This window comes from Enterococcus sp. AZ196, from assembly GCF_050498845.1.
GTDB lineage: Bacteria > Bacillota > Bacilli > Lactobacillales > Enterococcaceae > Enterococcus_A > Enterococcus_A murrayae.
Genome location: NZ_JBIPAM010000005.1, coordinates 1 through 23,798 on the forward strand (window position 1 = coordinate 1; position 23,798 = coordinate 23,798).

Consider the following 23,798-nt stretch of genomic DNA (forward strand, 5'->3'; position numbering starts at 1 on the left):
ATTGAAAAATGAATGATGAAGATCTTCATGACATCCTAGAAAAAATAGATGAAAAAGAGAAAGCAGCTGCCGGAATGCGGGACCTAGCCAAAAGTCTGGGAGTATTCAAAGAGTCCTTACTATTGGAAGGGTTTGACGAAATGGAAGCCATGTCTTTGGTAGCAACACTAATGGTAACGATGATTGGCAGCACAATGAAATAGGAGGAACATGCAATGTTAAAAATAGTAGTAGGAATCGTCTTTTGGATCATGACACTATCGTTAGGATATTTCATCGGGAAAGACGAGGGAAGAAAGGAAAAATAGCCAATGGAAAATAATCTGGATTTAATTGGCTTGCTTGAATATGTCAACCCTTCAAACTTGGATTATCAAGAATGGATAAATGTGGGCATGGCATTAAAACATGAAGGCTATACAGCACATGATTGGGATGTATGGAGCCAAAATGATGCCAGGTATCATTCCGGAGAAACATTTAAAAAGTGGGAGACTTTCCAGGGGAATAGCTCACCCGTAACAGGGGCAACAATCACACAGTTGGCTAAGGACAATGGTTGGACATCGCCGTTCAAGAATGATGGTGTTGGTCATGAATTAGATTGGAACGATACGCTTGAACGTGATGATCTGGTTATTGTCGATCGCAATTGGCTTGAAGGAAAAGAAATCCACGAACCCGCAAGATGGGAGCCAGCAAAACAGATTATTCGTTACCTGGAAACATTATTCGAACCATCCGAAACAGTCGCTTACAATGTGGCCTCATGGCAAGATGATGACGGCAAATGGAAACCTGGAAATAAGGGAGCGTTTGATCGGACAGCTGGCCAGCTAATCGAAGCATTGACTCACTGCAATGATGACATCGGGGCGGTTCTTGGTGACTACAATACAGAAGCCGGAGCCTGGATCCGGTTTAATCCTTTTGACGGTAAAGGCGTAAAAAACGAGAATGTAACAGAATTCCGCTATGCATTAGTTGAATCCGATAATATGAGTCTAGACAAGCAAAACGCAATTATGCGTGAACTGGAGTTACCAATATCGGCCCTTTTGTACAGTGGCGGAAAATCGATTCATGCAATCGTTAAGGTAGATGCTGCAGACTATAAAGAATATAGAACTCGTGTGAATTATCTCTATGAGGTATGCAAGAAAAACGGGCTTAACGTAGACAACCAAAACAGGAACCCATCACGATTAAGTCGTATGCCTGGGATAGAACGTGGCGATAAAAAGCAGTTTATCATTGACACAAATATTGGAAAAACGAACTGGCAAGAATGGCACGAGTGGATCGAAAGCGTTAATGACGATCTTCCGGATCCGGAAAGCCTAGATGATCTATTTGAGAAGGCAATAGAGTTAGCGCCAGAACTTATAAAAGGCATGTTGCGACAAGGACATAAGATGCTCATTGCTGGTCCAAGTAAAGCCGGAAAATCCTTTGCATTGATTCAATTGGCCATCGCAATTGCAGAAGGCAGGCAGTGGTTCGGGTTTGATTGTGCCAAAGGTAAAGTCCTCTATGTCAATCTTGAGCTGGACCAGAACTCAGCTAAGATGCGATTTGTAGATATCTATAATCGTGTTGGCCAAGGTCATGCAAACGTCGGAAACATCGATATTTGGAACCTTCGAGGGAAGACCAGTCCAATGGATAAGTTAGCACCTAAGCTGATCCGACGGGCTCAAAAGTCGAACTACATGGCAGTAATCATTGACCCGATTTACAAGGTCTTAACGGGTGATGAAAACAGTGCACACGAGATGGCCAACTTTACAAATCAGTTCGACAAGATTGCAACAGAGTTAAATTGTGCTGTGATCTATTGTCACCATCACAGCAAGGGTTCACAAGGCGGCAAGAACTCAATAGACCGTTCCAGTGGTTCCGGAGTATTTGCACGGGATCCTGATGCAATCCTAGACTTGATCGAATTGCCAGTTACTGAGGATCGTTACATGCAGTTGGAAAATGATGCGATTTGTCGAACATTCAAAAAGGCGATTGATACATACAACCCGACCTATGACGATGTTAGCTTAGACGATCAGTATAGTAAAAAGCAGATGCAGCATCACTTAATGTGTGCAATACGATCACAGGACATTTTAAAGAAAGTAGAGATTGATCGTCAGAACGCAGTACGTGCAGCGCGTCAGTCAACCGCATGGCGTATTGAGGGAACGTTGCGAGAGTTCCCGCGTTTCGATCCGATTAATGCATGGTTCAGGTATCCAATCCATGAACTAGATGATTCGCTGGCTGATATCAAGCTGGATGACGAACCAAAAGAAAAATGGAAAAAGGGAACGAAAAAGTCAAATAAAAGTAGTAAAGATAAAAGTAATGAAGAACTGGAGACTGCATTTAGCGGCTTGGCAATGGACGGCGGGCCAATTAGCGTTGAAGAAGTAGCCGAGTATTTGTCTATAAAAAAAGAATCCGTTTATCGTAAGGTTAAAAAACATGATGGGTTCAAAATCGAAGGCGGATATTTAAAACAAGTGGACGAGCCAGAACAAGTAACACCCTAGTTAAAGTTAAAGGGTGTTAAAAACAAACTATCCGTTAACACCCTAGCAAATGTTAATAGCCTGTTAAAGTGTTAAAACGTTGTTGTGGCAGTGTCTGCTAACCCCTTAACACTCTCCCTTTCAGGGATAGAGTGTTTAAGGTAGGTTACTGCCAGACAAAATGGGTAGTGAAGGTTGAAATAGAAATAGGTATATACCAATATAAAATAACGGAAAATGAGGTGTTTTGATGTTAATGAATAAATGCATTGAGCTGACGGAGAAATACGTTGACTGTCCTGCATGTGGAAATACTTTTATCGGAAACGGTGAAGGTGGTCTGGTGATTGAAGAGCATACTTTCGATCGCTGGTGTAAATGTGGTTGGAAGGTCCATGTTGATCTGAGGGAGGGAACGGAAGATGATTGAGTTTTTTATGCCAATAATCCCGCCGGAAACAACTCACCAGCAGAAGAAAGTACACGTCGTGAATGGCAAGCCTCACTTTTACGAACCAACTGATTTGAAACATGCGCGGTCAAAGTTAGAAGCACATCTGTCTAAGCATGTCCCAAAAGAAAAATTTACAGGGCCAGTGCGAATGATGGTTAAGTGGTGTTTCCCGATTGTAGGTAGCCACCAAAACGGAGAGTATAAATATACCAAGCCTGATCTGGATAATAGTAACAAACTACTGCAGGATTGCATGACTAATCTGGGATTCTGGAAAGATGATGCGTACGTGGTGAGTTTGATTACTGAAAAATTTTGGGCTGCACAACCAGGAATATTCATCCAAATTGAGGCGATCGAATGAATTGGGAAGGTTTCTTTCAAGACATTCAGAAATGGATGAAGTCATCGAATCAGTTCATGCAACAAAATCCCATCACATCAGATGAGTACTGGCAATGGCTAATTGAATCGATCGGGATGTTGGGAAACAAATACAATAATCATCCAATAGCGATAAAGTTTCTAACTGTGTTGATCGAGATACAGGATGACAATTATCTTGTTGCGGTAGGGAGGAAATAGATTTGTCGAAATCAAGTAATATATCTAAGCAACAGTTAGAAGTTATAACAGAGGTAGCGTCTAAACAAGCGATACAAATGTATGAGAAAAAAGCTAGGTCTGAAAAGAAGGAACTGAAAAAAAGAAATCTTCGTAACACGGAGTTGCTTCTTAAAAACTATGTGAAATTGAAGGACCAATGCGACGAATCGATAGAGGAAGTGGTGCCGACTGACTACCCCGAATTTAGTTTGGATTCATTGACACTTGAAAGTCTAAGTGTTTATCGTGCAAAGACAATGAAGATGATGAATCATGTGGATCGTATGCTAACTGCTTACGAATGGAACTGTGAAAAAGGAACAATTGAAGAACAACGTCGATTTAAGATTTTGAAAGAGCGCTATTTAACTGATGAAAAGATGACGGTCAAAGAGATCTGCAAGGAATTGAATGTGGAACAAGGCACCGTATATCGTGATACCAAAATTTCAATTAAAGATATGTCCGTCCTACTCTTTGGTATTGATGCAGTTGACTTCTTGTGATGTTGAAAAAAGATTGAAAAAATAAACACTATTTCCGTGGTAAAATGGTAGTGTGAAATTGAAGCGAACTTTTTGAGGCATCCACTTCTAGTGGGTGTCTTTTTTCTATTTAAAGGAGAGTGATTCCACATAGCATTGAGACCAGACAAACAGGGTCCACATCGTGTTGCTTATGACAAGAACAGGAAGAGACTTCTCAAGACTGAGAACACATGTGGTATATGTGGTAAGCCAATTGACAAAACAATCAAGTCACCGGATTCAATGAGTCCGGTTGTCGATCATATCATACCGATCAGCAAGGGCGGCCATCCATCAGACATCGAGAACATGCAGCTCGCACATCGGACATGCAATGGACAGAAGTCTGACAAACTATTTAACAATAAACAAAACAAGCAACAAGAACCCAAAGTATTAGGTAATAGGAACTTACCGCAAAGCAACAACTGGACCGCATACAAGTCGTAATAATTATTGTAAAGCGAAGAAAACAGATAGGGGGGGTACCTCCCCCGACGGGTTGGCGCTCGTCATACACGCAGTCACTGTACATATTTTCTCGCGCCATATTGGAAGGAGTTGAAAGAATGGTTGAAATGGGTATCGCGTACCTGAGAAAGAAGCTAAACACGCATAAAACAAGGGTTGATTTGCGTTACAAGCATTACGCAATGAAGAACAAGGAGAGTGAGGTCGGCATAACGATCCCACCACAAATAAGGAAGAGATACAATGCTGTTTTGGGGTGGAGCGCAAAGGGCGTAGACAGCCTTGCAGACCGTCTTGTATTTCGTGAATTTGCGAATGATGATTTCCTTGCAGGCGAGATATTTACCGCAAATAACCCGGATGTGTTCTTTGATAGCGTCGTATTGTCAACGTTGATTGCATCCTGTGCCTTTGTTTACATATCAAAAGGAGAAGACAATGAGGTACGCTTGCAGGTCATTGAGGCAAGTAATGCAACGGGTGTCATTGATCCAATCACAGGCTTGTTAACAGAAGGATATGCAGTGCTGGAACGTGACGACAAAGGCAATCCCAAGATTGAAGCGTACTTTTCCAAAAATTCAACGACATTCATTTACGCCGAAAAGTCGCAACAAAACATGACGATTGATAACCCAACTGGTCACCCACTACTTGTGCCGATCGTTCATCGACCCGATGCAGAAAGGCCGTTCGGGCGGTCACGAATTAGTCGATCGGGCATGTATTATCAGCGTTATGCAAAGCGTACGCTTGAACGGGCTGATGTTACTGCAGAGTTTTACTCATTCCCTCAAAAATATGTTGTTGGAACGGATCCGGATGCTCAGCCGTTAGACAGCTGGCGTGCAACAGTCTCATCAATGCTTGAATTTTCAAAGGATGATAAGGGCGAAAAACCGTCACTAGGACAATTCACGACACCCAGCATGACACCTTTTACAGAGCAGCTTAAAACAGCGGCTGCAGGTTTTGCGGGCGAAACTGGCTTGACTTTGGATGATCTTGGATTTGCTTCTGACAATCCGTCGAGTGTTGAAGCAATCAAAGCAAGTCATGAGAATTTGCGGCTTGCAGGTCGAAAGGCACAACGTAGTTTAGGATCCGGATTTCTAAATGTTGCTTATTTGTCAGTGTGTTTAAGAGACAACTTTATGTACAAAAGAAGTCAGTTTATGAAAACTAAACCAAAATGGGAACCACTATTTGAAGCAGATGCAAGCACATTAACTTTGATCGGTGACGGAGCAAGTAAATTGAATCAAGCGATACCAGGTTTCATGAATGCTGAAATTATTCATGATCTAACTGGTGTCAAAGGAGCTGGTAACGATGGATAATGACATTGTGCCAGCTCTTTTAGATTCTATTGAAAAGGAATTTGATAACCGAACATTCAACAGCGCAACGCTAAAAAATGCTATACAGTCATTGCAGAACAAGAAAGCAACATATCGTGATGTAAATGATTTTGCAATTGAAGTAGGTAGCATCCTATCAGATGTTTTCGCGTCAAATATCAATGCTGATGTGTTACCTGATGGAAAAATGTACTACAACATTGCAGAGCGTATTTTAAACCCGACAATGGCAAAAAATCATTCACTTATTACGGATTATTCCGGCGGTGTACAAAACTTGCTGAATCAGTCCGCAGGATTGAATCTAAAAAATCAGATTCCCGATTTGAATCAAGATCGTATAGATGGTCTTGTAAATCGTCTGGCGAGTGAAGATAGTTTTGATAATGTAAAATGGCTGCTTGATGATCCAATTGTAAATTTTAGTCAAAGTGTCGTAGATGATTCGATTAAGAAAAATGCCGACTTTCATTATAAATCAGGACTCAGGCCAACAATTACAAGGCGTGTATTTGGACATGCATGTGACTGGTGTCAGAACCTGGCAGGGGTTTACAATTATCATGAGGAACCGGATGATGTTTATCATCGCCATGAGCGTTGTCGATGTATTGTTGAATATGATCCAGGGGACGGCCGCCGCCAAGATGTTTGGTCGAAAGGCTGGAAGGATCCACACGAACAACCAGATTTGGAATCAAGAAGAGCTGCCGGCTTGAATGATCTTGATAAATTGAATAAAGATGCTCAAATCGCTATGAATAAGACCAATATGCGGGAGCAGGTAGGTGATGAAAATTACCGCAACTTCCTTGAACATCTAAAAACCGTCGATGATCCACGGATTAAGGAGATGTTTGCGAGAATGGGAGATCAATTGGAATTTGCTAAAATAAGTCCGAACATACATCCGCATGCCGCACGAAACGTGATTCAACTTGATCCAAAATCATTTACTGGAGAAGATTATCGAAGACCTTTTCAAACGGTTTATCATGAAATGGGGCATGCTTTTGATAGTTTAGGCATGCAGAAGTTAAAAGAAAAACAGCTCTTTCCCACGGGGCAAACGTATAAAAAGAAAGTGCTTGGGAAGAATATTGATATTGAAGTACAAGCATCTCATGCGTCTGGATTACCAGAATATTCATTAAATGAAGCCATCAAAAATGATATTTGGACTGCAGTAAATGGCGATCTTCCAACTTTCGAAAGTTTAGGGAAAAGACCACGGAAAAAAGCAGAAAAAGAAGCTTATGATGCTGAAAGCAGCAGAATATTTAAAGAATGGCAAAAGAATGAAAAGCAGTTCTTAGAAAAATATAAGGGACTTGCTGAAAAAGATCTAGCAGCCTATGGTGCTTTATCCGATATGATGGAATCAACAGGATACTTTAAAGGGTATCCATTAGGAATAGGACATGGTTTGAATTATTGGAAGACTTATGGCTTTTCTGAAACAGAGTTTTTTGCTCATATGACGGAACTAGTTTCAAATAATGAATCTGCAAAGATCATGCGGGAAATATTTCCAAACTCGGTTAAAATATGGGAGAATATTGTTGATGATATTTTAAGGAAGGTGAGATAAATGTTTAGACCAGAAGAAGGAGCAATGGAAATCATTGATCCAGCAGTAAAAAAATATGAAGCGCATTTTGATTTGACTTTTCCGCTCACTATGTATGCTGATATGACTCGATCTGAAGAGTATGATTACTCAGTTGTCGGGGCAAAAAAATTGGAAGCATTCATCAATCAATGCATTGAAAAGGGTGAGCCTGTCCCAGTACCAGACGATTACGAAGATTGGATTTATTAAGCATTCGGCGGAAGCTGAGTGCTATTTTTGTGCCTCAAAATAAAGGAGGGGTGTACATGACAAATCAAGAATTGATTCAAAAAGCTATTGAAGTCCTAGCACGCTTGGATCCCAAAGAGCTGGAGACGGTAAATATTCGATCAGGCCGCTACTGTGATGGTAGTAAATCACTTGAAATTGAAATTTCTTGGCCAGAGCCGGAAAAAGAATCAAAATAAGTTATCCCAGCGATAGGGTTATCATGCAGAACGAGATTGAAGGAGGAGCTACATGACTACTAATGTACGGCTTGGTAATCAGCATCCTACTCAATCGGTAATTCTTCCATATACTGAATCGTTGTATCAGGAAGCCGTGGACATCTACGAAAAGACGGGAAATAAATGCTATCAATGGCAATTAGACATGCTGGATCCTATGATGGCCATCAATAAAGATGGTGAATGGATCCATCAAAAATTCGGATTTTCTATATCTCGACGAAACGGAAAAACTGAAATTGTTTACATCAAGGAACTTTGGGCGCTTGAACAGGGATTAAGTATTCTTCATACCGCACACCGAATTAGTACGTCTCATTCTTCGTTTGAAAAGCTAAAAAAGTATCTTGAAGCTTCGGGGTACGTTGAGGATGAAGATTTTAACTCAATCAAAGCCAGAGGTCAGGAACGCATTGAGCTATACAAAACTGGTGGAGTGATTCAATATCGGACAAGAACCGCTAGTGGTGGTTTAGGTGAAGGATTTGACCTTCTAGTGATTGATGAAGCCCAAGAGTACACGACAGAGCAAGAATCAGCCTTGAAGTATACGGTATCTGATAGTGATAACCCTATGACCATTATGTGCGGTACACCACCGACACCAGTTTCATCCGGTACAGTGTTTACGAATTTTCGCGAGAAGGTTCTATTTGGAAAAGCCAAGTATGCTGGATGGGCTGAATGGTCAGTTGATAAGATCACAGATATCAATGATATAGATGCTTGGTACAAAACAAACCCTTCAATGGGGTTCCATTTGAACGAGCGGAAAATTGAGGCTGAACTTGGTGAGGATGAGCTTGACCATAATATACAACGTTTGGGGTATTGGCCGAAATTCAATCAGAAATCAGCCATTTCAGCAAAAGAGTGGAGCAGCTTAAAAGTAAAAGTCTTGCCAATTCTTAAAGGTCCGCTCTTCGTCGGTATCAAGTATGGGAACGACGGCGCAAATGTTTCGATGAGCATTGCAGTTCGCACATTGTCGGGGAAGATATTTATTGAAGCTATCGACTGTCAATCAGTGAGAAACGGTAATCAATGGATCATCAATTTTCTAAGAGAAGCGAATGTTTCGGCAGTCGTGATCGATGGTGCAGGTGGTCAGGAAATTCTAAAAAAAGAAATGGTCAAGTTCAAGTTAACGGATCCAATCTTGCCAAAGGTGTCGGAAATAATCACGGCCAATTCGTCTTGGGAGCAAGGCATCTACCAGGAGACTATCTGTCATAGCGATCAACCGTCATTAAGCCAAGTGGTCACTAATACCGAAAAACGAAACATCGGGTCAAATGGTGGCTTCGGGTATAAGTCTCAATTCGATGATATGGACATCAGTTTAATGGACAGCGCGTTACTTGCGCATTGGGCTTGTATCAATACCAAGCCTAAACGAAAACAACGAATAGGGTATTAAACGACTTTTCAGGAGGTCGTTTTTTTAATACACAAAATTACCGATACCACCGGGTTAAGTGGGAGAAAGGGCGTTTATTATGTCAGAATTTAAAGCTATTGAATCACAAGAGGAACTGGACCGTATTATCCAGGATAGATTAACTCGTGAAAGAGAAAAATTCTCCGATTACGATGCAATCAAAACACGCAATGCGGAATTAGAAACACAAGTAGGGACTTTGCAGACGGCCATTGAAGAATCAAAAACAACAGCTGCAGATTATGACAAGCAATTGAGCGAACTAAATACACAAGTTGCTGGCTATGAAACAGCAAGCTTGCGTACACGTATCGCGCTGCAACATGGGTTGCCATATGATTTGGCGGATCGGCTGCAAGGAACAGACGAAGCAAGCATCAAAGCAGATGCTGAGCGTTTAGCTGGGTTTGTGACACAAAAACCACAAGTACCACCACTGAAAAGTACAGAGTCACCAATTGAAGATGAAAAAAACAGTGCGTATAAAAATCTATTAAATGGGCTTAAATTAGAAGGGGAGTAAACAATATGACATTAGAAAGAGGATCACTATTTGAACCGCAATTAGTAAAAGACTTGGTAAGTAAGGTGAAGGGTAAGAGTTCGTTAGCACGACTTGCAACTCAAAAGCCCATTCCATTTAATGGACAAAAAGAATTTACGTTCACGATGGATTCGGAAATTGATGTAGTTGCAGAAAGTGGGAAAAAGACTCACGGCGGTATGTCATTAGCGCCACAAACGATGGTACCTATCAAAATTGAATATGGTGCGCGTATTTCAGATGAATTTATGTATGCGTCTGATGAAGAACAAATTAATATCTTAGAGGCTTTCAATGATGGCTTTGCAAAGAAGGTTGCTCGCGGTATTGATTTAATGGCATTTCATGGCGTGAATCCACGTAGCGGAACCGCATCGGCTGTTATTGGTTCTAACCACTTTGATGCAAAAGTTACTCAAAAAGTTGAAATGCCACTAGGCATGGCAAGTCCAAATGATGCAGTTGAAGCAGCAATCGCGCAAGTGAATGGATCAGATGGCGATATTAGTGGCATGGTTATTAATCCGGCGTTCCGCTCTGCTTTGGCTAAGCAAAAGGATTTGCAAGGGAATGCAATGTTTCCAGATTTAGCGTGGGGAAATGCGCCGTCAACAATTAATGGACTCGCTGTAGATGTAAATAGAACGGTTTCTGACATGAATGCTTTACGAGATCGCGCGATCGTCGGAGATTTTGCGGAATCCTTCAAGTGGGGATATGCAAAAGAAATTCCAATGGAGATCATTCAGTACGGGGATCCTGATAATTCAGGTATGGACTTGAAGGGATACAACCAAATTTATGTACGTGTTGAGGCGTATCTTGGCTGGGGTATCATGGCTCCGGAAAACTTCGCACGTATTACGGAAGCTACAGCATAAGGAGGATTCAAAATGACACGATACGTAAATACGAAAACAGGAGCTGTCTTAGACAGCTCTTTTAAAGTTAGCGGCGGGGATTGGATCGAAGAAAAAGACTCGCAAGAAGAAACTGAGATCGTTAAAGAAGCTCAGGCTGCACCAGTTGTCGAAACACAAGCGGAGACACCAGCAGCCGAACCGCAACAAGGACAAACGGCAGATATTGATAAAGTAACGAAAGATCAGATCATGCAGGAACTGGACGGGTTCAAAGTCAAATACAATCCTCGCGATAAAAAAGAGGTCTTGTACGATTTAATGATGTCACAAGGGGCGTGATTGAATGCAGCCGTTTGCTACAGTTGAAGATTTAGTAACTTTGTGGCGGCCATTGAAGGGAGAAGAGGCGACAAGAGCTCCACAGCTGTTACTTGTTGTCTCCGACTCATTGCGAGAAGAAGCGCATAAAGTTCAAAAAGATTTAGATACAATGGTTGCAACGCGTCCATCATTCGCAACTGTGGTGAAATCTGTGACGGTTGATGTTGTCGCTCGTACACTCATGACATCGACAGAACAAGAGCCAATGACACAGTTTTCCGAGGGTGCAATGGGCTATAGCGTTTCTGGATCCTATCTCGTTCCTGGCGGTGGATTATTCATCAAAGATTCCGAGCTCCGACGTTTAGGACTGAAAAAGCAACGATATGGAGTGATTGATTTTTATGGGGAAAATTAAAGGTATTACAATCATTCTAGTGGGTAAAAAAGAAGTGGGAAAGGATCCCTTTAAAAACCCAATTTATGAAGATGTGGAACTGGAAATTGAAAATGTTCTTGTCAGTCCCACATCATCCGATGATATGGTAAATCAATTGAATTTAACTGGTAAAAAGGCTGTTTATACTTTAGGTATTCCAAAAGGCGACACGCACAATTGGGAGAATAAAGAAGTAAAATTCTTTGGCCAGCGTTGGAGAACCTTTGGGATCCCACTTGAAGGAATTGAGAATCTAATTCCGCTTGATTGGAATAAGAAAGTGATGGTAGAACGCTATGGCTAAAACAAAATTTAAATTGAATCATACTGGAGTCGGTCAATTATTGAAATCCGCTGAGATGCAAAGCGTATTAGAAGAGAAAGCAACCGGGATCCGAAATCGTGCGGGCGAAGGATACAACCAGGATACCTATGTTGGTAAGAATCGTGCGAATGCTATGGTTTATGCAGACTCATACCAAGCCAAAAGGGACAATATGAAAAACAATACGCTTTTAAAGGCGGTGCGATAAATGATCGAAATCGCAATTCAAGGATTTCTTGATGACCATTTATCTGTACCGTCTTTTTTAGAGCGTCCAGAAGAGCCGCCAAAACGATTTGTGCTTTTTGAAAAGACTGGCAGCGGTGAACGCAATCATTTACCATCTTCAACGTTTGCTTTTCAAAGTTACGGTCTGTCCATGTACGAGGCAGCTAAATTGAATGAAGAGGTAAAATCAGCTGTAAAAGCAATGATTGAGATCGATTTAATAAGCCAGATCAAGCTTAACAGTGATTACAATTTTACAGACACATCAACAAAAGAATATAGGTATCAAGCAGTTTTTGATATCAACCACTATTAGGAGGGAATTAAATGACAGCAACAGCAGAAAATGTATCAACAGCAAAACCAAAAGTCGGTGGTGCGATTTATTCGGCACCGCTAGGAACGACAATACCAACAAATGCAACTACGGCATTGAATGCGGCGTTCAAAGGTCTGGGATATGTTTCTGAGGACGGCGTAAAAAATGCTAACTCAATGTCAAATGAGAATATTAAAGCCTGGGGCGGGGACACTGTGGCATCTGTCCAATCTGAGAAAGAGGACACTTTCTCCTATACCTTGATTGAATCAACCAATGTTGATGTATTGAAAGAAGTATACGGCCCGGATAATGTTACAGGTACTTTAGAAACGGGAATTACAATTACTGCAAATTCACAAGAGTTAGAAGAGCATATTCTAGTAATTGATATGATTTTGAAAGCAGGCATCTTGAAACGCATCGTTATTCCAAGTGGGAAAGTATCCGAAATTGGTGAGATATCTTATGGCGATGAAGATGCAATCGGATATGAAACGACGATCACCGCAGTGCCAGACACTAAGGGAAATACTCACTACGAATACATTGAAAAACCAGTAAAAGCAGAAGGTCAGAAAGCAGAGGTTAAATAGATGATCATTTCAGGTAAAACAAAATCAGGTTTCAAGTATCAGATTCAAAAAGAGCAAGTAGAAAACTATGAATTTATGGAACTGATCGGTGAAGTAGAGGAAAATCCAGCGATCTTTCCAAAAGTCTTTAAGATGCTTTTAGGAAAAGAACAGGTATCGAAGTTAAAGGATCATGTACGTACTGAGGACGGATATGTCCCGGCTGAATCAATGATCGAAGAGTTTAAAGAAATCATGAACAACCCTAAACTAAAAAAATAATTATCCTTGCTGGAATGATTCGGTTAGATGAAGATGCATTGATTTGTGATCTAGCTGAAACTTATCAAATATATGACTACAAACAGCTGCCTGCTCTATCGGTAGCTGTTTTTTCGTGTGGTCTGCGAGAAGATTCTCGAATCAAAATGAAGATTGCCGGACAATCAGTATCATTCGAAACCATGTTACTGGCTGGAATTAGTGACAGATTGAGTTTCTTGGTCTGGTCAAAAACAAAAGATGCGCAAAAGGGCAAGAATAGACCGACATCTATTATTGAGATATTGAACGGGAAACCAGCTTCACAGAAAAAAGAAGTCGTATTTGATTCTAGCGAGGATTTCGAACGAATGAGGTTGCAATTACTAGAAGGTGTAGACAAGGAGGTGTGAAAAGATGGCAACTGAATTAGGTCAAGCATATGTACAGATTATCCCATCCGCTAAAGGGATAAGTGGAATGATTCAAAGTCAATTGGGATCAGAAGCAGATGCAGCTGGTGAAAGTGCTGGTAATAGTCTTGGTGGTAAACTGGTTTCGACGCTCAAAGGTGTTTTAGCTGGTGCAGCTATTGGAAAAATGTTCCATATGGCAATGACCGAAGGTGCCGACTTGGAGCAATCTCTTGGAGGTATAGAAACACTTTTCAAAGGTAGTGCGGATAAAGTAAAGCAATATGCAAATGATGCATACAAGACAGCTGGACTATCAGCAAACGGCTACATGGAGAATGTAACTAGCTTCAGTGCAAGCTTATTGCAATCAATGGGTGGTGACACTGAGAAGGCTGCAGAAACAGCAAACATGGCCATGATTGATATGTCTGATAATGCCAATAAGATGGGGACGAATATTGGTGATATTCAAAACGCATATCAGGGCTTTGCAAAACAAAACTATACCATGCTGGATAATCTGAAATTAGGTTACGGCGGTACAAAGGAAGAAATGCAACGGCTGTTGGCAGATGCCGAAAAACTCACTGGCGTAAAGTATGACATCAATAATCTTGGCGATGTTTACAATGCAATACATGCCATTCAAGAAGAGTTGGACATTACAGGGACTACGGCCAAAGAAGCTTCTGAAACACTAAGTGGATCCGCAGCTGCTATGAAGGGAGCTTTCTCTAATGTATTAGGGAAAATATCTTTAGGCCAGGATATTGGACCATCACTAAAAGCTTTAGCAGAAACAACATCGACATTTTTAGTTGGCAATTTTATTCCAATGGTCATTAACATTTTGAAAGCTTTGCCTGGTGCAATTGTTTCGTTCATCATGGAATCTGCTCCTTATGTAAAAGAGGCATTTATAGGACTCTTTAGTTCTTTTGGGAACAAAAATATTTTAACAGGATTTTTAGCAAATCTAAAATTTGGATTTTCTATTGTTAATGCTGATGTAAATAATATGGTCTTGCAGGTTAAAGATAGATTGCCGGAATTAAGTGAATCATTCAATAATTTAGGTGACCATTTAGCACCAATTTTAACAAAGCTAGGCGGAATTGTTAGCACCTGGGCAGTAGGTATTTCATCTGTTTTGTCCTATTTGATTCCTCTAGCCATTGATGTACTGAGAATCGCTTTTGACGGTCTCGTAGAATTTGTGTTACCCATCCTAGATAAAGTTTTACAAATCTTTTGGGACATGAGTGCAGCACTAATGGCAGCTGTGATGGAATATGCTGTACCAGCATTACAAAAAATGATCGATTGGGTACGTGAAAACGAATCAACTATGAAACTATTAACCGTTGTGCTTGCTGGAGCATTAGCGGGTTTTTTGGCGTTTAAAGCTATAAAAGGGCTTGTGACTGTTTTTGATTCAGTCAAAATGGCCATTGCAGGTGCAAAAACTACTCTTTTGGCGCTGAAAGGAGCCATCTTAGCGAATCCATTGGGTATCCTACTTGTAGCAGCTGGGGCGCTTGCTGCAGGTCTTGTTTATCTATATAAGTCAAACGAAAATTTCCGGAATAGCGTTAATAATTTAGCCGGAAGAGTAAAAGAAATGATCACCAATTTTACTCAATCAGAAACAGCATCAAAGGCGTTAAGTTCAGGCTTGAAGCTTATATCTGGTATTGGTGACAAAGTAGCCTCAATTTTCAAAAACATTGGCAACTCCGCGACGAATACCGCGGGTTCGATTGATTGGGTATCCATTGGCTTTACAGCAACCAAAACAGTTGTATTGGCCCTTTTAGGCCCATTCGGGTTATTGATCAAGGCGTTCTCATTGGTCGCTAAAGCACTTGGTGGCGGCGACGTGAAAGCAGGCGTTGACCAGATGGTCAACAGCTTTAAATCACTTTCTACAGGTATTCAACGACAGGGGCCGATAATCGGTAGTTCTGTTGGATCCGCATTACAAGGAATACTAACGGCGATCGGTTCGGCGCTACCTGGCATCATTCAAGGCGCGTTAAGTATTATTAGTGGTTTCGTTTCAGGAATCGCACAAGCCTTGCCGCAATTGGCACTGTCAGCCGTTCAATTGATTACTGCATTTACGTCTGCATTATTGATGTTGATTCCCACAATCGCAATTAGTGGTGCTCAGATACTGACCGCCCTAACAGGTGCAATTGTCTTAGGGATTACAACCATTGCGACTTGTGCGACTCAAATAATCGTGGCATTTATCACGGCACTTACAGTAAACCTTCCACAGATTATTACAGCTGGTATGGGGTTTATTAACTCGTTGCTTACAGGAATCACGCAACAGTTGCCACTGTTGATCTTAAACGGTGCAACATTGATTGTTACATGGTTAACTGCATTGACGCAGCACCTACCATCTATTGTTGTGGCCGGTATGAATTTATTGATCGCGTTGCTGCAGGGAATCGCTTCACGCATTGGTGATTTAACCAATTCTGCTATTTCAGTGATCGTAAACTTTGCAGCTGCAATTGCTTCGAGAATGGGAGACATTATCAATGTAGCGGTTGATTTGATCGTGAATTTTGTGAATGCGATCGCATCAAGGATGAATGATATTGTCGGCGCTGCAGCCAATTTGATTGCTAGTTTCATTACGGGTATTGCAAATAATTTAGATCAAATAATTAGTTCAGCAGCAAACTTGATCGTTCAGTTTTTGAAGGGAATTGCAGACAGTATACCGGATATCGTTAGTGCAGGTATGGACGTTGTGGACGGGATCGTTCGGGGCTTAATCGAAGCACAGGGGCGATTGATGGATGCAGCAATTGAATTAGTTAACGGATTCGCTGATAACATCGAGAGCAGACAAGATGACATTAGACAAGCAGCATGGCACTTGCTTGATGCTATGATTGGTGTTTTTGTTCCAGATGCATTGTGGGATGCTGGATCAGCAATGATAAGCGGTTTCTTAGAAGGGCTACAAGATAAGTTCCAAGATGTTCAAAACTTTGTTGGAGATATCGCGGAATGGATCAAGGACAACAAAGGACCTATTTCTTATGATAAAAAATTATTGATCCCAGCTGGTAATGCAATCATGATAGGTCTAAAAAATGGACTGCAAGATAAGTTTCAAGATGTGAAAGCTATAGTTAGTGGGATGGCTGACCAATTGGCTGGGAGTTTCCGGGTTCCAGTTTTAGAAGGTATTCAAGGACCAACTGATATGATCGCCGACGAGTTGGATGCATTGAACGATAAGAACGTTCAAATGCGTATGTCTAGTGAAATATTAAATGAATTGGAAACATATAAAGATTCACCGGAAGCGTTACGGCCTGTCAATATTTATATCGATGGGAATCCTGAATTTATCCGTGCATATGTGAAGGAACAAGATGCGGTGGATGATTCAGTGCAAATGTTTTGGAGGGAATAGATGAAAGATATACTCGTTTTAAAAAGAGCAAACAGCACAGGATATGCATTGAGAAAGTCTTTCCTATTTTCTGAGAAAGACATTATTCCTCTGGGGTTCAAGCTGCAATCTATAGAACAAATGCATAGCTTTGTTACGATGGAGAATAAAGCCGGACAAGCAGACTATGGGAGTACCGACTTGAAACGTAAGATTGAAGTACCGATTTTATTTCGTACAAAATCACCTGAAATCTTTTCACTGATGCGAGATGAATTATTCGGACTCTTTAATAATAAAGAGCCCGTTTTCATTGCTGAGACGGATAGTAAGGGAGTTCCGATCACAGGCAAAGTTTATCAAGTTAAATTAACTGAAATATTGGAAATAGAAAGAATAGGCAATTCTGGAAAACTATCACTAGTTTTTCAAACGACTGATTTACCATACGGTCAGTCGATTATGACAACACAAGATATACAAACAAATGAGATCGTGATCGATAGAAATTGGGCGTTTGGTATGGGCTTGGAAACAGTCGATGATAATGAATTGATTTACACACATTCGGCGACATCGAGCGCCCAGTTTGGTATTTTCAATGCGGGTAATGTAGAGGTACATCCTTTTGAAACATATCTAAAGCTGGTGATTAAAAATGTCAAAGGATCCACGGAGATGTTTCAACTAACCAATTCAACGAATGGAAGTAAAGCCCGCATTAATGTCCCGGTAAAAACAACGGATGTATGGACCTATAATGGACCAAATATCACGCGCAATTCGCTTGCTGCGGCAAAAGATACACGTAAAGATTTTATATACTTGTCTCCAGGTTGGAACAAGTTTCAACTTTATTATTGCGATTCAGCCGAGGTCAGTTTTGACTTCGGCTTTTTATATCGGTAGGAAGGATGATCTGATGAAACAGATGAAAACCATATTGCCACAATGGAACAGAACAAATTTAAACGCGATCAATGAAAACTTCAAAGGAATTACTGATTTTCTTGATGAAATGGGAGAGATTCCAACCAATGCCGATCTAATTGTAATCAAGCCCACAGCTGTGACTGATGTACCTAATACTTATCCGATCGGAATTACAAGTTTCTATGAGGTCATGGAAAATGACAATGGTAAGGCGTGGGAACAAGCGGTCGGGGGAGTAGGGCAAACGACTGGTTGGCGTATACAAGTAGAAACGACAAGAACTTCTTTAGCGACGACACAAAGGGTCACTATTGTAGAAACATGGCCATCTACTAAAAAGTTATTGGGAATATTCTTTCGAGCTGCTTATAACAATATTTGGGGAGCGTTCGAACGGCAAGATTACAAATACACTGCAAGCGCGTCAGGTACGTTGTTTGCACCAGTAACTAATCGAAGCGCGGTTGAAATAGATTACAACCAAAAAACAGTAACTATCGCACGGGATCCCGCACTATTGCTATACCGTGACGGTTATCGTTGGATTCGTGGGGGATCTAATGTCCAATTGCCTGAAGACATTGTTTATACATTTGAAGAACTAGGAAGTACGCCGTATTTCTATCTTTTTTGTAAACGAGTCTATGAGAATCCAGAAGACAATTTAGAGGGTGCATACAAGATTTTAAAAGGGCTTGAACTTACACGACAAGACGCAGAGTTGAGAGAAAAATGGTGCTATATTGGATTCTTTAAAACGAATGCTGAAATCGTCAGCTTTCCCGGATCGGAGGTTTTAGTTGTTTCTGCAAAAGATAAAAAAGTAAGTAATATTAGCTTTTTAGGGGATTCTATAACTACTTATAGCGGTCAGATTCCTGCAGGAAACGCAGTATTTTATCCAAAGACATATATGGCAAACCTTGCAGATTGCTGGTGGAAACAGCTTATAGATTATTCAAAGAGCCGCTTAAAACTTTTAGTAAATAATTCCTGGTCTGGAAGTCGAGTTACAGGGGCAAGTACGTCCATATCAAGTGGTGTATATAGAGCTGATCTTTTACATTCCGAAGCAGAGGATCCAGACGTAATTATTGTTTATCTTGGGATTAATGATTTTAACAACAATGTCGATCTTGGAACCTATGATGGGACAGGAACATTCCCCACTGAAACAACTACATTTAGTGATGCCTATGCGATCATGTTGAATAAAATGACCCAGCGTTATAGTAGTGCAAAAATCTATTGTTGTACATTGCCTTTTAATAATAAAGGTGGGTTTCCACGAAAAAACACCAAGGGAATACTGTTAGATGAATACAATGAACGCATTCGGTTGATTTCTCGTTTCTTCGGTGCGGAGGTCATCGAATTGGATAAGCTTGGAATTAATCCGAATAATGTTGATACGTTTCTAGGAGATGGATTACACCCGAATGTAGCAGGGATGGATCTCATATTTAAAAAGGCAAAAGAAGTCATGGGATTGTAGGTGAACAAATATGTATGTTAAGGACCTGGCAGGAAATGAATTTCCAACAATGGCCACTTATACGGTAAATGATGAAATCAATGGAAACATGGACATTTCTGTAGAACTGTTACCCAACAAAACGAACCTTCAATTTCTGAAAAATATTGATGCTTTATGGGAAGTAGTAACGGATGATGACACCATTTATAAAGTAGTTCATGCGAAACCTCAAGGAGTTGGTAAAACTCTAAAGAAGACCGTCCGAGCTATTCCAAAACTATACGATGATTTGAATACAACACGTGTTTACGAAAAATATGAGGGCTCTTTCAGCATTGAAGAGCTCTTTAATATTGTCTTTAAACCAACCGATTACGTCCATCAATTAGTTGGCTCCTGGACCAACATCGAAATTGAAGGTTTTGGAGACGGCGATAATTGCTTATCTATGTTTCAACGAGTATTGAACAGGATCGGGGCAGAGTTCACTTTTTCAGGTCAATCCGTCATTATTCGTGAGAAAATCGGCACTGATAGCCAAGTAATGTACCGTCATCGATTGAATGCCTCAAATATCGTACCTGAGATCGACGCTCAAGAGTATTGGACGTATGCGCGTGGGTTTGGTGATTATGAGGAATCAAAGCCGGAGGAAGCTAAACTAAAGCGTACCTATACAAGTCCTTTAGCAAAGTTATTAGGAAAACGAGAAGCACCGCCTATTAAAGATGGGCGAGTTAAAAAAGCAGATACGATGGACAAGGCGCTGAAAAAGCTTGTTGATGAATCAATAAAGATTTCTGTAACTGCAGACTTGATTGATTTAAGAGAAAAAGGTTATCCATATGCTCAAAGTAAGTTAGGGGATATGGTTACATTGATTGATGAGCGAATCGGATTACAAGAGGAAGTACGTGTTGCAGCACGATCAATTACAAAAGATTGGCGCGGAAAAATCCTTGATCTCAAATTTACTTTTGGATCCGAAGGGATGGCCAAACGCTACAATGCGAAAATCAATAATGCAGCAAAAGAGATCACCGATATTCTTTCAGGCCGGAAAAAACTACCCTTTCCAGCAATGGCCTTAGAAATTCAACTAGTAACGAAACTGCTGCAAAGTGTCCAGACGCAGCAAACAATCACGGAAGACGGTAGCACGTTGTTGATTGATAAGAACGATCCTAATTTAGTTGTGCTTATCAACTCGGCGGGTCTTGGCGTTAGTGATGATGGCGGGAAAACGTTCAAGAATGCGATTACTGGGCGCGGAATTCTTGGCGATCGAATCATAGCAAATTCAATCACTGCCGACAAGTTAGATGCTAATGCAATCACAGTCGGTTTTAATAATAATTCGGAAAATATTAAGCTGTGGAGTAACCGACTTGAATTTTATAAAGATCATCGAATGACTTCTAAACTAACTGAGGATGGTATGGAATTTTGGTACGGCACAAGGAAAATCGGTCGAATGGGTGAAACAGGTAAATCGGGTTCTGATTCCATTCGAGGAGTAGCCCTTAATCTGGAATATACAGGAGACTATGTGACTTTTGGTAGAAAGGAATCCTCTTCGGCTTCTGATTTTACACCGTTACTTTTGATAGATCCAGCTGGTAAGTTTTCCGGCACCAAGGGAGTTCATTCAAAAATTGATTTTATTACTGAAGTGATTAAAGCTCCTGGTGGCTTGCCTTTGTATCTTGGAAAAACAACGATTGATGGCAATGGACCTTACGCAATGATTGGGAATAAAAGTCTATCTGCAGGAATCGTGGTTACCGGATCTACACTATATCTAATTGATGGAAATACAGCTTATAGGCCAAGAGACTTGAATAATTGATAAGGAGGTTACTGCATAATGAATCGTTTTAAAACTATACGAAGAACATTTGAAATAGATGGTGAACAACGAGAAACAACGGATCTCAAAGCTGAACTATTTTCCTATGATGAGCAAGTAAGTCAGTTTATCTTCAAACTCACTAGTAATGAAAAAAAGATTGATCTAAAGAATGCTGTGGTTCGCACGACACTTGTCTATTTAGGTGAAGACGGTCATAAAGGAGTTATTGAAGACTTTGGAAATGTCCATTCCATTGAAAGAGATGAAATCTCGTATATTGTTACGGATCGGTTGAAAGGTCATGAAGGTATTGTGACAATGGGCTTATGTATTGATTTTGTATCTGGTGAAAAACTGGATATCCGAAATCTTATTTTTAAAATGACCAGATCTTTGATAGATGATTCTGCAGGCGTTGCAGGTGAGATATATTTTAAATCATTTCATGATATTGTTACCACTTTGAATGAAAAAGTTGAAGAAAAAATTTCTGAATATGATTCGATGTTTAACCAATCCGTTGAAAAATACGAATATTATGATAATAAATCAGAGCTATACATCTTAAAAATGGGTAGTATCGTGCAAATTGACCTGTGGCTTAGTCGTGGAAGTTTCACTGGAGGCGAGAAATTACTACCAGGAGAAAACGACTTAAAGGAATTAGTTGGAAAACTATTCTATTATGATGACTTTAAAAAAATTATGATTGGAAATTCTAGCAATATGAAAACAGATCCGCTAGAAATTGCTATTCGATTTAGTAGAGAAGGCGTTTTTGTTCAATCGTCAATTGATGTGACGATTCCACGGGGAACATACGGAAGATTACAATTTATAAAAATATTGGACGTTTAGCACACTTTCGGGTGTGTCTTTTTAGTTATTAAGTAACAACTGCCAAAATCAGAAAAGGAAAGTGAGATAAATGGATATGAAAATGATTCTATGGGCGCAAACGATGATGGAGAATGAACACGGAAAGTTGCTTATCTGGTTAGCATTTGTTTTGGTGCTAATGGCTATTGATGTAGTGACTGGGTTCATTCAAGCTTATATTAATCGAGATTTAAAATCGAAAAAAATGAGTAATGGATTACTAAAGAAATTCGCTCTTTTGTTGGTGTTGGTTGCGATCGTTCCACTAACAATCGTTTTACCTAGTCTCTTCTCTACAAGTGTGATCGTTACAGTTTACGCACTCGAAACGCTTAACGAAATGATGAGTATCGTCGAAAATCTGAATAAATTAGGAATTGCGACAAACATGTTTGATCCAATCATTAAAAGGCTACAAGCAAATGGACAAGAAGAGAAAGAAATAGAAGTGGATCCAGACGACCAAGAAAATAACGTGCGATAGGAGGAGTTAGAAATGGCTGGAAATATACAAACATTCATTAACCGTATGATTTATTGGTGTGTCACTGTTAGCCTGGGGTATGATCAAAGTAACCGTCAAGATTTTCGAAACGGCGGCGAAACAGATTGCTCAGCTCTCGTTTTGCATGCACTACGAGAAGCAGGGTTTGATACAGGTCAAGCAACGTATACAGGTAACATGCGCTCCAACTTAACCGCAAGGGGTTGGAAGGTTGTAACAAACAATGGCAAGCCACAGGCTGGGGATATTTTGTTAAATGATGTGAATCATGTTGCCGTATACATCGGCAATGGAAAACTAGCGCAAGCATCTATTGATGAACGTGGAAGAATTTCAGGCGGACAAGGTGGCGACCAGACAGGACGCGAAACGAACGTCAGCCCATACTATAACTATCCGTGGAATTGCTATTTACGGTGGATGGGATCCGGATCCACAGGCTCGCCTGGTAATGGTGGTAAATTATCGATCGATGGTTCTTGGGGACCAGCGACTACACGCCGCTTACAGGAGGTTCTAGGTTGTTCCACCAGAGATGGAATTATCAGTGGACAGATCAAGAACCGCGCGAACAGGAGCATCCCTAGTGCTAAATTTGGCAGTGGTGGCTCTAATGTCATTCGAGCATTGCAGAAACTACTTAATACCAATCAAGATGGCAACTTTGGTCCGACTACGTGCAAACTACTGCAGCAACGAATGGGAACGCTGCAAGATGGCGAGATTAGTCCGATATCCGATTGTGTTAAATCAATGCAACGACGCTTGAATGAGAATATGATATAATTTAGTGAGATAGGATAAGCACGATTTTAGAATAACAATTTAACGCAAATGTCCGAGGGCAGAAACGTGGGCAGGAGTTAATTTGAGTTCGTTATAGTTGATAAAACAACGATGGAAAAACGCGTTAGCTGCAACGAATAAGCGTTAAATGATGTTAAAATAACTAACTCGTAACGCGTAGGTC

Annotated in this window: 29 protein-coding genes; all 29 read left to right on the forward strand. The window is 40.6% G+C overall.

Annotation, left to right across the window (positions count from 1 at the left end):
* Positions 1–8: 8 nt before the first annotated feature.
* The 29 genes from IGI67_RS25980 to IGI67_RS26120 all read left to right on the forward strand — a co-directional run bounded on the left by IGI67_RS25980 (position 9) and on the right by IGI67_RS26120 (position 23,614).
* A complete protein-coding gene (locus IGI67_RS25980) occupies positions 9–203 on the forward strand; it encodes a hypothetical protein (RefSeq protein ID WP_429959974.1) in 195 nt (64 codons plus the stop codon).
* Positions 204–311: 108 nt separating this feature from the next.
* On the forward strand, positions 312–2,546 hold the full coding sequence (locus IGI67_RS25985; protein WP_429959975.1) for an AAA family ATPase: 2,235 nt from the start codon (positions 312–314) through the stop codon (positions 2,544–2,546).
* Between the two features lie 229 nt (positions 2,547–2,775).
* The gene (locus IGI67_RS25990) at positions 2,776–2,955 is read left to right on the forward strand and encodes a DUF3797 domain-containing protein (RefSeq protein WP_429959976.1); all 180 of its coding nucleotides are present in this window, start codon (positions 2,776–2,778) and stop codon (positions 2,953–2,955) included.
* Positions 2,948–3,343, forward strand: a complete 396-nt coding sequence (locus IGI67_RS25995) for a RusA family crossover junction endodeoxyribonuclease (RefSeq protein ID WP_429959977.1) — start codon at positions 2,948–2,950, stop codon at positions 3,341–3,343. The genes IGI67_RS25990 and IGI67_RS25995 overlap by 8 nt, the downstream gene beginning before the upstream one ends.
* Positions 3,340–3,564, forward strand: coding sequence for a hypothetical protein (locus IGI67_RS26000; RefSeq protein ID WP_429959978.1), 225 nt, complete (start codon positions 3,340–3,342; stop codon positions 3,562–3,564). The genes IGI67_RS25995 and IGI67_RS26000 overlap by 4 nt, the downstream gene beginning before the upstream one ends.
* A gap of 2 nt (positions 3,565–3,566) precedes the next feature.
* Positions 3,567–4,091, forward strand: coding sequence for a helix-turn-helix domain-containing protein (locus IGI67_RS26005; protein WP_429959979.1), 525 nt, complete (start codon positions 3,567–3,569; stop codon positions 4,089–4,091).
* 129 nt (positions 4,092–4,220) lie between these two features.
* A complete protein-coding gene (locus IGI67_RS26010; RefSeq protein WP_429960002.1) occupies positions 4,221–4,562 on the forward strand; it encodes an HNH endonuclease in 342 nt (113 codons plus the stop codon).
* Positions 4,563–4,681: 119 nt separating this feature from the next.
* Complete coding sequence (locus IGI67_RS26015; RefSeq protein WP_429959980.1) at positions 4,682–5,923, forward strand: hypothetical protein; 1,242 nt, start codon at positions 4,682–4,684, stop codon at positions 5,921–5,923.
* On the forward strand, positions 5,916–7,535 hold the full coding sequence (locus tag IGI67_RS26020; RefSeq protein ID WP_429959981.1) for a hypothetical protein: 1,620 nt from the start codon (positions 5,916–5,918) through the stop codon (positions 7,533–7,535). The genes IGI67_RS26015 and IGI67_RS26020 overlap by 8 nt, the downstream gene beginning before the upstream one ends.
* Positions 7,536–7,766 carry a hypothetical protein gene (locus IGI67_RS26025; RefSeq protein ID WP_429959982.1) on the forward strand — a complete coding sequence of 77 codons (231 nt, stop codon included), beginning with the start codon at positions 7,536–7,538 and terminating at the stop codon, positions 7,764–7,766.
* Between the two features lie 56 nt (positions 7,767–7,822).
* On the forward strand, positions 7,823–7,984 hold the full coding sequence (locus IGI67_RS26030; RefSeq protein ID WP_429959983.1) for a hypothetical protein: 162 nt from the start codon (positions 7,823–7,825) through the stop codon (positions 7,982–7,984).
* A 52-nt stretch (positions 7,985–8,036) separates the two neighbouring features.
* On the forward strand, positions 8,037–9,446 hold the full coding sequence (locus tag IGI67_RS26035) for a terminase (RefSeq protein WP_429959984.1): 1,410 nt from the start codon (positions 8,037–8,039) through the stop codon (positions 9,444–9,446).
* 79 nt (positions 9,447–9,525) lie between these two features.
* Complete coding sequence (locus IGI67_RS26040) at positions 9,526–9,990, forward strand: capsid assembly scaffolding protein Gp46 family protein (RefSeq protein ID WP_429959985.1); 465 nt, start codon at positions 9,526–9,528, stop codon at positions 9,988–9,990.
* Positions 9,991–9,995: 5 nt separating this feature from the next.
* Positions 9,996–10,892, forward strand: coding sequence for a phage major capsid protein (locus tag IGI67_RS26045; RefSeq protein ID WP_429959986.1), 897 nt, complete (start codon positions 9,996–9,998; stop codon positions 10,890–10,892).
* 12 nt (positions 10,893–10,904) lie between these two features.
* Positions 10,905–11,213 carry a hypothetical protein gene (locus IGI67_RS26050; RefSeq protein WP_429959987.1) on the forward strand — a complete coding sequence of 103 codons (309 nt, stop codon included), beginning with the start codon at positions 10,905–10,907 and terminating at the stop codon, positions 11,211–11,213.
* Positions 11,214–11,217: 4 nt separating this feature from the next.
* Positions 11,218–11,613: a phage Gp19/Gp15/Gp42 family protein gene (locus IGI67_RS26055; RefSeq protein WP_429959988.1), complete on the forward strand. Its 396-nt coding sequence runs from the start codon at positions 11,218–11,220 to the stop codon at positions 11,611–11,613.
* Complete coding sequence (locus IGI67_RS26060) at positions 11,600–11,938, forward strand: hypothetical protein (protein ID WP_429959989.1); 339 nt, start codon at positions 11,600–11,602, stop codon at positions 11,936–11,938. The genes IGI67_RS26055 and IGI67_RS26060 overlap by 14 nt, the downstream gene beginning before the upstream one ends.
* Positions 11,931–12,167, forward strand: coding sequence for a hypothetical protein (locus IGI67_RS26065; RefSeq protein WP_429959990.1), 237 nt, complete (start codon positions 11,931–11,933; stop codon positions 12,165–12,167). Before IGI67_RS26060 ends, IGI67_RS26065 begins: the two co-directional genes overlap by 8 nt.
* Entirely contained in the window at positions 12,168–12,503 is a 336-nt protein-coding gene (locus IGI67_RS26070; RefSeq protein ID WP_429959991.1) for a hypothetical protein, read from the forward strand.
* 11 nt (positions 12,504–12,514) lie between these two features.
* Positions 12,515–13,102, forward strand: coding sequence for a phage tail protein (locus tag IGI67_RS26075; RefSeq protein WP_429959992.1), 588 nt, complete (start codon positions 12,515–12,517; stop codon positions 13,100–13,102).
* The gene (locus IGI67_RS26080) at positions 13,103–13,363 is read left to right on the forward strand and encodes a hypothetical protein (protein ID WP_429959993.1); all 261 of its coding nucleotides are present in this window, start codon (positions 13,103–13,105) and stop codon (positions 13,361–13,363) included.
* 14 nt (positions 13,364–13,377) lie between these two features.
* Complete coding sequence (locus IGI67_RS26085) at positions 13,378–13,755, forward strand: DUF5361 domain-containing protein (protein WP_429959994.1); 378 nt, start codon at positions 13,378–13,380, stop codon at positions 13,753–13,755.
* A 4-nt stretch (positions 13,756–13,759) separates the two neighbouring features.
* Complete coding sequence (locus IGI67_RS26090; RefSeq protein ID WP_429959995.1) at positions 13,760–17,203, forward strand: hypothetical protein; 3,444 nt, start codon at positions 13,760–13,762, stop codon at positions 17,201–17,203.
* Complete coding sequence (locus IGI67_RS26095; RefSeq protein ID WP_429959996.1) at positions 17,204–18,091, forward strand: phage tail domain-containing protein; 888 nt, start codon at positions 17,204–17,206, stop codon at positions 18,089–18,091.
* Positions 18,092–18,104: 13 nt separating this feature from the next.
* Positions 18,105–19,610 carry an SGNH/GDSL hydrolase family protein gene (locus tag IGI67_RS26100; RefSeq protein WP_429959997.1) on the forward strand — a complete coding sequence of 502 codons (1,506 nt, stop codon included), beginning with the start codon at positions 18,105–18,107 and terminating at the stop codon, positions 19,608–19,610.
* 10 nt (positions 19,611–19,620) lie between these two features.
* A complete protein-coding gene (locus tag IGI67_RS26105; protein ID WP_429959998.1) occupies positions 19,621–21,441 on the forward strand; it encodes a phage tail protein in 1,821 nt (606 codons plus the stop codon).
* An 18-nt stretch (positions 21,442–21,459) separates the two neighbouring features.
* Entirely contained in the window at positions 21,460–22,302 is an 843-nt protein-coding gene (locus tag IGI67_RS26110; protein WP_429959999.1) for a hypothetical protein, read from the forward strand.
* Between the two features lie 70 nt (positions 22,303–22,372).
* Positions 22,373–22,807 (forward strand): phage holin family protein, encoded by a 435-nt coding sequence (locus IGI67_RS26115; protein ID WP_429960000.1) that lies wholly within the window; start codon positions 22,373–22,375, stop codon positions 22,805–22,807.
* A gap of 12 nt (positions 22,808–22,819) precedes the next feature.
* Entirely contained in the window at positions 22,820–23,614 is a 795-nt protein-coding gene (locus IGI67_RS26120) for an NlpC/P60 family protein (protein WP_429960001.1), read from the forward strand.
* Positions 23,615–23,798: the final 184 nt, after the last annotated feature.

Excerpts from the sequence above, each read along its gene's own strand:
- IGI67_RS25980 (WP_429959974.1), top strand. The coding sequence starts at position 9 with ATGAATGATGAAGATCTTCATGACATCCTAGAAAAAATAGATGAAAAA.
- IGI67_RS25985 (WP_429959975.1), top strand. The coding sequence starts at position 312 with ATGGAAAATAATCTGGATTTAATTGGCTTGCTTGAATATGTCAACCCT.
- IGI67_RS25990 (WP_429959976.1), top strand. The coding sequence starts at position 2,776 with ATGTTAATGAATAAATGCATTGAGCTGACGGAGAAATACGTTGACTGT.
- IGI67_RS25995 (WP_429959977.1), top strand. The coding sequence starts at position 2,948 with ATGATTGAGTTTTTTATGCCAATAATCCCGCCGGAAACAACTCACCAG.
- IGI67_RS26000 (WP_429959978.1), top strand. The coding sequence starts at position 3,340 with ATGAATTGGGAAGGTTTCTTTCAAGACATTCAGAAATGGATGAAGTCA.
- IGI67_RS26015 (WP_429959980.1), top strand. The coding sequence starts at position 4,682 with ATGGTTGAAATGGGTATCGCGTACCTGAGAAAGAAGCTAAACACGCAT.
- IGI67_RS26020 (WP_429959981.1), top strand. The coding sequence starts at position 5,916 with ATGGATAATGACATTGTGCCAGCTCTTTTAGATTCTATTGAAAAGGAA.
- IGI67_RS26025 (WP_429959982.1), top strand. The coding sequence starts at position 7,536 with ATGTTTAGACCAGAAGAAGGAGCAATGGAAATCATTGATCCAGCAGTA.
- IGI67_RS26030 (WP_429959983.1), top strand. The coding sequence starts at position 7,823 with ATGACAAATCAAGAATTGATTCAAAAAGCTATTGAAGTCCTAGCACGC.
- IGI67_RS26035 (WP_429959984.1), top strand. The coding sequence starts at position 8,037 with ATGACTACTAATGTACGGCTTGGTAATCAGCATCCTACTCAATCGGTA.
- IGI67_RS26040 (WP_429959985.1), top strand. The coding sequence starts at position 9,526 with ATGTCAGAATTTAAAGCTATTGAATCACAAGAGGAACTGGACCGTATT.
- IGI67_RS26045 (WP_429959986.1), top strand. The coding sequence starts at position 9,996 with ATGACATTAGAAAGAGGATCACTATTTGAACCGCAATTAGTAAAAGAC.
- IGI67_RS26050 (WP_429959987.1), top strand. The coding sequence starts at position 10,905 with ATGACACGATACGTAAATACGAAAACAGGAGCTGTCTTAGACAGCTCT.
- IGI67_RS26055 (WP_429959988.1), top strand. The coding sequence starts at position 11,218 with ATGCAGCCGTTTGCTACAGTTGAAGATTTAGTAACTTTGTGGCGGCCA.
- IGI67_RS26060 (WP_429959989.1), top strand. The coding sequence starts at position 11,600 with ATGGGGAAAATTAAAGGTATTACAATCATTCTAGTGGGTAAAAAAGAA.
- IGI67_RS26065 (WP_429959990.1), top strand. The coding sequence starts at position 11,931 with ATGGCTAAAACAAAATTTAAATTGAATCATACTGGAGTCGGTCAATTA.
- IGI67_RS26070 (WP_429959991.1), top strand. The coding sequence starts at position 12,168 with ATGATCGAAATCGCAATTCAAGGATTTCTTGATGACCATTTATCTGTA.
- IGI67_RS26075 (WP_429959992.1), top strand. The coding sequence starts at position 12,515 with ATGACAGCAACAGCAGAAAATGTATCAACAGCAAAACCAAAAGTCGGT.
- IGI67_RS26080 (WP_429959993.1), top strand. The coding sequence starts at position 13,103 with ATGATCATTTCAGGTAAAACAAAATCAGGTTTCAAGTATCAGATTCAA.
- IGI67_RS26085 (WP_429959994.1), top strand. The coding sequence starts at position 13,378 with ATGATTCGGTTAGATGAAGATGCATTGATTTGTGATCTAGCTGAAACT.
- IGI67_RS26090 (WP_429959995.1), top strand. The coding sequence starts at position 13,760 with ATGGCAACTGAATTAGGTCAAGCATATGTACAGATTATCCCATCCGCT.
- IGI67_RS26095 (WP_429959996.1), top strand. The coding sequence starts at position 17,204 with ATGAAAGATATACTCGTTTTAAAAAGAGCAAACAGCACAGGATATGCA.
- IGI67_RS26100 (WP_429959997.1), top strand. The coding sequence starts at position 18,105 with ATGAAACAGATGAAAACCATATTGCCACAATGGAACAGAACAAATTTA.
- IGI67_RS26105 (WP_429959998.1), top strand. The coding sequence starts at position 19,621 with ATGTATGTTAAGGACCTGGCAGGAAATGAATTTCCAACAATGGCCACT.
- IGI67_RS26110 (WP_429959999.1), top strand. The coding sequence starts at position 21,460 with ATGAATCGTTTTAAAACTATACGAAGAACATTTGAAATAGATGGTGAA.
- IGI67_RS26115 (WP_429960000.1), top strand. The coding sequence starts at position 22,373 with ATGGATATGAAAATGATTCTATGGGCGCAAACGATGATGGAGAATGAA.
- IGI67_RS26120 (WP_429960001.1), top strand. The coding sequence starts at position 22,820 with ATGGCTGGAAATATACAAACATTCATTAACCGTATGATTTATTGGTGT.